General features: G+C 57.8%; 7 protein-coding genes and 1 pseudogene. 5 read left to right on the forward strand and 3 right to left on the reverse strand.

The genetic code is table 11. The features are described 5' to 3' along the window. Positions 1 to 110: 110 nt before the first annotated feature. Positions 111 to 2,723, forward strand: coding sequence for an ATP-dependent chaperone ClpB (gene clpB, locus Q1B15_RS13635; protein WP_299754447.1), 2,613 nt, complete (start codon positions 111 to 113; stop codon positions 2,721 to 2,723). 106 nt (positions 2,724 to 2,829) lie between these two features. Here clpB and Q1B15_RS13640 read toward each other — a convergent pair whose 3' ends face one another. From Q1B15_RS13640 to bhcR, 3 genes and pseudogenes are all read right to left on the reverse strand, one after another. Continuing rightward, positions 2,830 to 3,021 (reverse strand): hypothetical protein, encoded by a 192-nt coding sequence (locus Q1B15_RS13640; protein ID WP_299754449.1) that lies wholly within the window; start codon positions 3,019 to 3,021, stop codon positions 2,830 to 2,832. A 338-nt stretch (positions 3,022 to 3,359) separates the two neighbouring features. Then, positions 3,360 to 4,346: pseudogene (locus Q1B15_RS13645) on the reverse strand (Ldh family oxidoreductase). Next, entirely contained in the window at positions 4,288 to 5,115 is an 828-nt protein-coding gene (gene bhcR / locus Q1B15_RS13650) for an HTH-type transcriptional regulator BhcR (protein WP_299754451.1), read from the reverse strand. Before bhcR ends, Q1B15_RS13645 begins: the two are co-directional and overlap by 59 nt. A 212-nt stretch (positions 5,116 to 5,327) precedes the next feature. On the opposite strand from bhcR, the gene bhcA reads away from it, so the two are divergent. From bhcA to bhcD, 4 genes are all read left to right on the forward strand, one after another. Next, positions 5,328 to 6,518 (forward strand): L-aspartate--glyoxylate aminotransferase BhcA, encoded by a 1,191-nt coding sequence (bhcA, locus tag Q1B15_RS13655; RefSeq protein ID WP_299754453.1) that lies wholly within the window; start codon positions 5,328 to 5,330, stop codon positions 6,516 to 6,518. A gap of 11 nt (positions 6,519 to 6,529) precedes the next feature. Further along, positions 6,530 to 7,495: a beta-hydroxyaspartate dehydratase BhcB gene (gene bhcB / locus Q1B15_RS13660; RefSeq protein WP_299754455.1), complete on the forward strand. Its 966-nt coding sequence runs from the start codon at positions 6,530 to 6,532 to the stop codon at positions 7,493 to 7,495. Between the two features lie 66 nt (positions 7,496 to 7,561). After that, a complete protein-coding gene (gene bhcC, locus Q1B15_RS13665) occupies positions 7,562 to 8,725 on the forward strand; it encodes a 3-hydroxy-D-aspartate aldolase BhcC (RefSeq protein ID WP_299754457.1) in 1,164 nt (387 codons plus the stop codon). 81 nt (positions 8,726 to 8,806) lie between these two features. Beyond that, the gene (gene bhcD / locus Q1B15_RS13670; protein WP_299754459.1) at positions 8,807 to 9,796 is read left to right on the forward strand and encodes an iminosuccinate reductase BhcD; all 990 of its coding nucleotides are present in this window, start codon (positions 8,807 to 8,809) and stop codon (positions 9,794 to 9,796) included. The last annotated feature ends 67 nt before the right edge of the window (positions 9,797 to 9,863 follow it).

Genomic DNA, 9,863 nt, shown 5'->3' on the forward strand with positions numbered 1-9,863 from the left:
AGGATGGCCTTGAGCCCTGCCTACCAAGTGCCCATATGAGAACTGAGGCCCACAGCACGCATGCCGCAAAGCGGATGTAGCACATCGGGCGCTTTATAAAGGAGAGATCCATGGACTTAGAGAAGTTCACTGAGCGGTCGCGCGGCTTTTTGCAAGCGGCACAGACCATTGCCATGCGGGAAAGTCACCAAAAACTTGCGCCCGAGCACTTGTTGAAAGCATTGCTGGACGATGATCAAGGATTAGCGAGCAACCTGATCAAAGCGGCAGGCGGTGCGCCTGAACGCGTGGTGCAGGCCGTTGATATTGCATTGACCAAGATCCCGAAAGTCACAGGCGACGCGGGACAGACCTACATGGACCAACAGACCGCCAAGGTCCTCGACGAAGCTGAAAAGCTTGCCAAGAAGGCGGGCGACAGCTTTGTGCCGGTCGAGCGCATTCTGACAGCGCTTGCCGTTGTGAAATCAAAGGCAAAAGACGCGCTTGATGCGGGTGCAGTGACCGCGCAAAAACTGAACGGTGCAATCAATGATGTCCGCAAGGGCCGTACCGCAGATACCGCATCTGCCGAAGAAGGCTACGACGCGCTGAAAAAATATGCGCGCGATCTCACTGAATCCGCCCGCGAAGGCAAGATCGATCCGATCATTGGCCGCGACGAGGAAATTCGCCGTGCGATGCAGATCCTCAGCCGTCGCACAAAAAACAACCCGGTTCTCATCGGCGAACCTGGCGTGGGTAAAACCGCCATCGCCGAAGGCCTCGCCATGCGTATCGTCAATGGCGACGTGCCGGAATCTTTGCGCAACAAACACCTTTGGTCGCTCGATATGGGCGCGCTGATTGCGGGTGCAAAATACCGTGGTGAATTCGAGGAACGTCTGAAAGCGGTCCTGTCCGAAGTCACCTCCGCGGCGGGCGAGATCATCCTGTTCATCGATGAAATGCACACGCTTGTCGGCGCCGGCAAGGCCGATGGTGCGATGGATGCCTCGAACCTTTTGAAACCCGCGCTTGCGCGTGGTGAACTTCACTGCATCGGCGCGACCACGCTTGATGAATACCGCAAGCACGTCGAAAAAGACGCCGCCTTGGCACGCCGGTTCCAGCCCTTGTTAGTCGAAGAACCGACTGAGACCGACACGATCTCGATCCTGCGCGGCATCAAAGAAAAATACGAAGTTCACCACGGGGTGCGCATTTCGGACGCCGCGCTCGTTGCGGCGGCCACGCTGTCCAACCGCTACATCACCGACCGCTTCCTGCCGGACAAAGCCATCGATCTGATGGACGAGGCCGCCAGCCGCCTGCGGATGGAAGTCGACAGCAAACCTGAAGCACTCGACGCGCTCGATCGCGAGATCATGCAAAAGCAGATCGAAGCCGAGGCGCTTAAGAAAGAGGACGACAAGGCCTCAAAAGACCGACTTGAAAAGCTGCAACTGGAGCTGTCGGAGCTTCTGGAAAGATCGACGGAGATGACGGCGCAATGGCAGGCCGAACGCGACAAGCTTGAAGGCGCGCGCGACATCAAGGAGCAACTCGACCGCGCCCGCGCCGAGCTGGAACAGGCCAAGCGTGAAGCCAACCTGCAACGCGCAGGCGAGCTGTCCTACGGCGTTATTCCCGGCCTTGAAAAGCAACTGGAAGCGGCTGAATCGCAAGACGCCCTCATGGTTGAGGAGGCCGTGCGTCCCGAGCAGATCGCCGAAGTTGTCGAGCGTTGGACCGGTATTCCGACTTCCAAAATGCTGGAAGGCGACCGCGACAAGCTTCTGCGCATGGAAGAAGAACTGGGCCGCCGCGTTATCGGTCAACGCAGCGCCGTCCATGCGGTTGCGAACGCTGTTCGCCGCGCGCGGGCAGGGCTGAACGACGAGAACCGGCCCCTGGGCTCGTTCCTGTTCCTTGGCCCGACTGGCGTGGGTAAGACAGAGCTTACCAAAACCGTCGCCGAATTCCTGTTCGACGATGAAAGCGCAATGGTGCGGATCGATATGTCCGAGTTTATGGAAAAGCACTCGGTTGCTCGTCTGATCGGGGCGCCTCCGGGCTATGTCGGTTATGACGAAGGCGGCGTTTTGACCGAAGCCGTGCGGCGCAGACCCTATCAGGTTGTGCTGTTCGACGAGGTCGAAAAGGCGCACCCGGACGTCTTCAACGTGTTGTTGCAGGTTTTGGACGACGGCATTTTGACCGATGGTCAGGGGCGCACTGTCGACTTCAAACAGACGTTGATCATCCTGACGTCAAATTTGGGGTCACAGGCGCTAAGCCAACTGCCAGACGGGGGAGACGCGTCTCAAGCGCGCCGCGACGTGATGGACGCCGTGCGCGCCCATTTCCGGCCTGAATTTCTGAACCGGCTCGATGAGACAATCGTGTTTGACCGCCTGACGCGCGACGACATGGGCGGTATCGTCGATATTCAGCTTAGCCGCCTGATAAAGCGTCTGAGCAAGCAAAACATCAGCCTCGAAATGGATGATGCGGCGAAGACCTGGCTTGCGGATGAAGGTTATGATCCGGTATTTGGCGCCCGTCCATTGAAGCGGGTGATGCAACGTGCGCTCCAAGACCAACTTGCGGAAATGCTGCTGTCCGGCGACATCGGTGATGGCGACACAGTCGCGGTGTCGGCGGGCGCAGGCGGACTTCTTGTCGGGGATCGCGTGTCCACGTTAAACCGCCAACCACCCAGCGATGAAGTGGTTCACTAAAACACAAAAGCCTCCCGCGTTTTCATCGTGGGAGGCTGCTTTGCCCAAGTTGGAATTGTTAAGCCTCGGGGCCCAAAGCCCCGGCCGGTCTGTCAAAGGCCTGGTTTCAGGCTACGCCACCGGCCGAACCTTCGGAAACAATCACATGCACCATCGGCATCGTTGTTTTACTGTTTGCCCCGCTTAAATCGACCATCACTTCGGTGATGTCAGAAAGGCCTTCCGGCATGCCCATGCTTTGCGGTGAGATGATACCGCCGTCGGTGTCACACTGCTTTGCGTATAGACAAGCCGGCACGGTTCGCTCTCCTTTTTATAGACCCCGATGAACCACATTGACATGGTTCGCTCGCGCGTCTCCCTCTCCATACAGACTTTGCGGGTGGCGCCAACGACCACATCCATTTCGGCCACTGGCACGGACATTCCCATCGGTCATCCCACTGCCTGAACATGGCGGGACCGGTCGACATGTTCCAAACCGCATCCGCCGGTGCGTCGAAGTCTCGTCTGACTTTGACCAATTTTGCTGGTCAGCCATCTTTCGTATCCTTCAAGTAGTTTAATAAAATACCCATCATGTCGAAACGGGCCTTCCAGATATGGCGCTATTGGTCGGTCCAACTTGCCACGATCTCAAAAGGCTAAGTATTTAATGCGCCGGGGTGGACCCGCGCCGCTCTGAACTGGCTCGCCATTTTCGCATCTGTTGTCGTGGGGTAGCTTGTCCAGACTTGTTGGTTTGCAGTCGTTTTCGCGGCCCCTTTGGCCAAATCCTAGGGGGCCGGCGACAAAGCCGAACACGCCAAGGCCCCATCCCTTTGCGCCACCGGCTGGTAAAAGAGAGCCCTTCAGCGCGGCTTCCGGATCCGTCGTCGGATTGCCGTCAGCATCAACAGCCCAACCTTCGGGAATGGTCTGCCCGGCCTCCTTTGCCATATTCACAGCCCCCAAAGTCACGACGGCTGCGGCCTGATCAATGGCAACGCCGCCGACGCCATTCGGTACAGCAAAGGCAATAGGGTGTGTTCCGATCACCCGCTTGGACCCACCCACAGGCGCAATAATGGGGCTGGCATTGGTTACACCAAGCGCGATTAATCCAGCCGAAGCGGCTCGTTCTGTAAACCAACCCAGCGCTGTGCAGGTATGCGACCGTCCAATGTTCACGCTGACAATCCCGGTCTCGTGCGCAACCTAAACGGCTTGCGAGAACGCCGCGTCAAACGTTACCTGTGCAAAACCGTGGTCCGCGAGCCCCTTCAGAACTGACAAACGCACCACATTGATCTTTGGCGTGGCCCGCCTGTTGATCCGTCCGGTTTTAAGCTGGCGGCAATAGCTCTCAAGATAATACAGCCCACAAATCCGGTTCCCGCGCGCTTCGGCCCAGGCAATGGCATCCGCCATGATCGTGGCTGTATTTTCGCTCGCGCCATGGCGCGAGCACAGCATCCTTTGAGACGCGCTCAATCTCTTGAATTGATATTTCGGCCATAGGGCAGGCATCCTTCGATGCAGCCGGGCCAATCTAGGCACCCACGCGAGCCCCGCAACCGGGATTTCATCCCCGGCGTTCGCGCAAAGCCCCGCCGCTTCGCTCGGTAATCTCCGCTGCAGCATGCGTCACAGCCGCGCCCAACTCAGAAATCCGCGATGGATCAAACCGGATGCTTGGTCCCGAGATCGAAACCCCCGCGCAGGGATTGCCGTATTCATCGAAAATCGCGCTGCCGATACAGGACATCCCGTCGTGCCGCTCCTCGTGATCAAAAGACCAGCCACGTGCGCGGATCTCAGCCAGGTCCTCGAACAACTCGACCGGAGTGGTATGCGTATTGACTGTAAACCGCTCAAGCCCGGCTTTAATCAAAAGTTGTCGCACCTCATCTTCCGGTAACTCTGCCAAGATCGCTTTGCCGGTTCCGGAGGCATGCATGGCGGTCCGCGTGCTTGGCGGGAAGAAAGCGCGGATCGGATTCTGCGTCTCGATCTGCCCGATAAACACGACTTCAGCCGCTTGTGGCACTGCAAGGTTTGCCGTCTCGCCGGTCTGCTCCATTAATAGCTGCATAACGGGGCGCCCGATTTCCGCCAGATCGCGTCGCTTCAGAAACGATGATCCCGTGCGAAACGCCTCGATTCCGATCAACCAATCCTGTCGGTCTTCGTCAAAGGTCACGAACCCGCGTTTTTGCAATGTCGTCAAAATCCGGTGCGTCGTCGCTGTGGGAACGCCCACCGCGAGCGACAAATCCGTTAGCGTCATCCGATCAGCGCGCGCTATGGCGCTTAACACACCCAAGGCGCGGTCCAGCGACTGAAGCGTCCCCGCACTGCTTTCAGTAAACTGCGACCTTGGCCGGCCGCGTTGTCGTTTTTGCTGCTGCATTGTTACGAATCCCTGCTGAAACTTTTCACCGCACAAAGATATTAAAATGGAAAATATTTTCAATGGTATTTATAGGGTTAAAAATGGAAAACTAAAATCTTTTATAAACAAACACTTAATATATAAACTCTTTTTTTGGAAAGGTTTTTCAAGAAAATTGTACTCGTTGCAAAGCCTGTTAGATTGAGTTCAGCGAATCGGAGAATCCTGCGATGTCAGATCAAATCCCACTCTTTATCCCCGGCCCAACCAACATTCCTGATCGCCTGTTGTCGGCCATGCATGTTCAGACGCGCGATCACCGCTCTCCAGATTTTGTGGAAACATTCGCGCCGGTTCTTGAGGACACCAAGAAAGTGTTCCGGACCACGGACGGCAAGGTCATCACCTTTCCATCAAGTGGCACCGGCGGCTGGGAAGCGGCGGTAACCAACACGCTTAGCCCCGGCGACAAAGTGCTCGTCGCACGTTACGGCATGTTCAGCCATCGCTGGATCGACCTCTGCCAGCGCCATGGCCTCGACGTTCAGATCATCGAATGCCCTTGGGGCAGTGGCGCACCGGCTGACAAGTTCGAAGCCGCCCTTGCTGCCGATACAGCTCACGAGATCAAAGCGGTCCTCGTCACTCACAACGAAACAGCGACCGGCGTTAAGTCCGACATCGCCGGTGTGCGTGGTGCAATGACCGCCGCCAGCCACCCCGCACTTTTGTTCGTCGACTGCGTCAGCTCGCTGGCCTCGATGGATTTCCGCATGGACGAATGGGGCGTCGATATCGCAGTCTCCGGCTCGCAAAAAGGCTTCATGCTGGCAACTGGCATGGCGATCCTTTGCGTCAGGCCTAAAGCGCTTGCCGCAATGGAAACCGCGAAATTGCCGCGCACGTTCTTTGATTTCCGGGACATGATGAACGCAAACGCCTCGGGCGGATTCCCCTACACGCCACCGCTTCAGCTGATCTATGGCATGCGTGAAAGCCTTAAGATGCTGTTCGAAGAAGGCCTCGACAACGTCTACGCCCGCCACTTCCGCCTTGCCGAAGGCGTGCGTCAGGCCGTCCACGCATGGGGTCTCGAACTGGTTGCACAATCGCCGGACCTTTATTCTGACACCGTCAGCGCCATCTACGTGCCTGAAGGCTTCGACAGCAACGCGCTGACGTCTCGCGCTTTCGACGCATACGGCGTGTCCTTCGGCATCGGTCTGGGCGAGATGAACGGCAAAGCCTTCCGTATCGGCCACCTTGGCAGCCTGACCGACGTCATGGTCCTTTCTGGCATCGCAACGATTGAAATGGCCATGGCTGACCTAGATTACCCGGTGAAGCTTGGAAGCGGTGTTGCGGCAGCGCAGGAATGCTTCCGCAGCACCCACGTCATCGCAGCCAAAGCCGCGGCATAAGGAACGACACGATGCTGGATTATTCAACAGCCGAAGGTCTCACGATCGAGCATATGCGTGAGGCGCATGAGCGCATCAAGCCCTACATCAATCGCACACCGGTGCTGCAATCGCAGTATCTGAACGATCTCACCGGCGCCGATCTGTTCTTCAAATGCGAGAACTTTCAGGAAGCCGGCGCCTTCAAGGTGCGCGGAGCTTGTAACGCCGTGTTTGGTCTGACCGAAGACCAAGCCAAAAACGGCGTTTGCACCCACTCGTCTGGCAACCATGCGCTGTCACTTAGTTACGCGGCTGGCCGTCGCGGCATCTGCTGCAACGTGGTCATGCCACGCACTGCGCCGCAGGCCAAAAAAGACGCGGTGATACGCTACGGTGGCACGATCACCGAATGCGAGCCCTCCACCACATCGCGCGAAGCCACCTTCGCCGATGTGCAGGCCCGCACCGGCGGCGAATTCGTCCATCCCTACAATGACCCGCGCGTCATCGCAGGGCAGGCGACCTGTTCGGCGGAGCTGCTGGAACAAACGGATGGCCTCGACGCTGTTGTCGCCCCGATCGGTGGCGGCGGTATGATCTCGGGTACCTGCCTTACCATCTCGAACCTTGCGCCCGACATCAAAATCTACGCCGCCGAGCCTGAACAGGCCGACGACGCCTACCGGTCCTTCAAGTCGGGTCACATCATCGCTGACGACGCACCGGTCACCATCGCCGATGGTCTCAAGGTTCCGCTGAGGGAAAATACCTGGCACTTCGTGTCGCGCTTTGTAACCGACATCCACACCGCGTCCGAGCAAGAGATCATCGACGCGATGAAGATCACGTGGAAATACCTGCGGATCGTCATGGAACCAAGCTGCGCCGTGCCGTTGGCTACGATCCTGAAAAACCGGGATGTGTTCAAAGGCAAGCGCGTCGGGGTCATCGTCACCGGAGGCAATGTCGATCTTGACAAACTGCCGTGGCTCTGACCCCAGAAATCTAGAACACTGTGCGGCCCCCCGTGCGCCAAGACAGCCCTTGAAGGAGCAAAGCAAATGAACAAAGCGATTAATGTCGACAGTTACGAAGTTGGCTATGACATCCCTGCTTTCCTTGGCATGAACGAGGCTGACATTCAGACACCCTCGCTGGTCCTCGATCTCGATGCCCTCGAGCGGAATATCAAAAAGATGGGCGACTGGGCGAAAGAGCACGGCATGCGCCACCGCGTGCACGGCAAAATGCACAAATCTGTCGACGTGGCCCTGCTTCAGGAAAGCCTTGGCGGGTCGTGCGGCGTCTGTTGCCAAAAAGTTTCGGAAGCCGAGGTTTTCGCCCGCGGCGGCATCAAAGACGTCCTGGTTTCGAACCAGGTCCGTCAGCCAGAAAAGATCGACCGTCTGGCTCGCATACCAAAGCTCGGCGCACGCACAATCTGCTGCGTGGACGACCTTGAAAACGTCGCTGACTTGTCCGCAGCAGCCACACGTCACGGCACACAGATCGAATGCCTCGTGGAGATCGACTGCGGCGCAGGCCGTTGCGGTGTGACCACAACATCAGCCGTCGTCGAGATTGCCAAAGCCATCGACGCCGCTGACGGTCTCAAGTTCGCTGGCATCCAAGCCTACCAAGGTGCGATGCAGCACATGGACAGCTATGAAGATCGCAAAGCCAAGATCGCCATTGCCGTCGCGCAGGTAAAAGACGCGGTGGATACGCTAAAGGCGGATGGCATCGAATGCGATATCGTTGGCGGTGGCGGCACCGGGTCCTACTACTTTGAAGGCACCTCCGGCGTTTTCAACGAACTCCAGTGTGGCTCTTACGCGTTCATGGACGCTGACTATGGCCGCATTCTGGACGAGAACGACAACCGCATCGACCAGGGCGAATGGCAGAACGCGCTGTTCATTCTTACCTCTGTTATGAGCCACGCCAAATCTGACAAAGCCATCGTAGACGCGGGCCTCAAAGCCCAATCCGTCGACAGTGGCCTGCCAACGATCTTTGGTCGCACAGACGTCGCATACGTCAAATGCTCGGACGAGCACGGCATTGTCGCCGACCCGGACGGTGTTCTTAAAGTAAACGACAAGCTGAAGCTGGTCCCTGGCCACTGTGATCCGACCTGCAATGTGCACGACTGGTACGTCGGCGTGCGCAACGGCAAGGTTGAAACCCTTTGGCCCGTCTCGGCACGCGGCAAGGCGTACTAAGCTCCGCCAGCCGGCAAACCACAGGGGCGCCTCTTACAGGGCGCCCTTTGAAGCCACACCGCACAGATGGACCCTAGGAACATGACTGACACTCAGAACGAAGGCCTGCTTATCGTAGGCGAAGACCTTTGCGAGAAACTTGTCGGGCGCTCGGACGCTTTTGAAGCAGTCGAGGCCGTCTTCAGTGCAATGGCCCGTGGCGATGCGTACAACTTTCCGGTCATACGCGAAGCTATCGGCTATGCGGACGCGCTTTACGGCTTCAAGTCCGGCTTTGATCGCGCAGGAAAGGTGCTCGGGCTTAAATCTGGTGGTTTCTGGCCGGGCAACATGGCGAAAGGCCTCACCAACCACCAGTCAACTGTCTTCCTCTTTGACCCCGACACCGGCAAACTCGCCGCCCTCGTGGGTGGCAACTACCTCACGGCAGTCCGTACAGCCGCCTCCTCGTCCGTCTCCATTTCCCATCTTGCACGCAAAGACTGCAAAGTCCTCGGCATGGTCGGCGCAGGCCACCAGTCGCATTTCCAATTGCGTGCAGCGGCCGAACAGCGCGACTTTGAGAAAGTCGTCGCATGGAACCCGCACGAGGACATGCTTGCCCGGTTGGGCGAAACCGCAAAAGAACTTGGCCTCGACTTCGAAGCGGTGACCCAGCAAGAGCTTGGCGCAAAGTCTGACGTGATCATCACAATCACTTCGGCGTTTGAGCCACTACTGATGAAGGACTGGATCAAGCCTGGCACCCACATCGCCTGCATGGGCACCGACACCAAAGGCAAGATGGAAGTCGACGCAGCCCTTGTCGCCTCGGCCACCGTCTTTACCGATGAGGTCGCGCAATCCATCTCCATTGGCGAAGCGCAACACGCCATTGCCTCGGGTGCGATCACCGAAAGTCAGATTATCCCGATCGGCAAAGTGATCAACAAAGACCATGCGGGCCGCACAAGCGACGCAGAAGTCACATTGTTCGACGGGACCGGCGTTGGCCTTCAGGACCTTGCGGTCGCGTCGGTCGCGGCTCGTCTTGCATCCGAGAGCGGGCAGGCGACACGCGTCGCTCTCTAAACACCGTAAAACAAAATGAGCCGGCCGGGCGGGACTGGACGGCGGTGCACGTGCTGGTGGTGCTCTT

The organism is uncultured Boseongicola sp. (assembly GCF_937988555.1).
Taxonomy (GTDB): domain Bacteria; phylum Pseudomonadota; class Alphaproteobacteria; order Rhodobacterales; family Rhodobacteraceae; genus Boseongicola.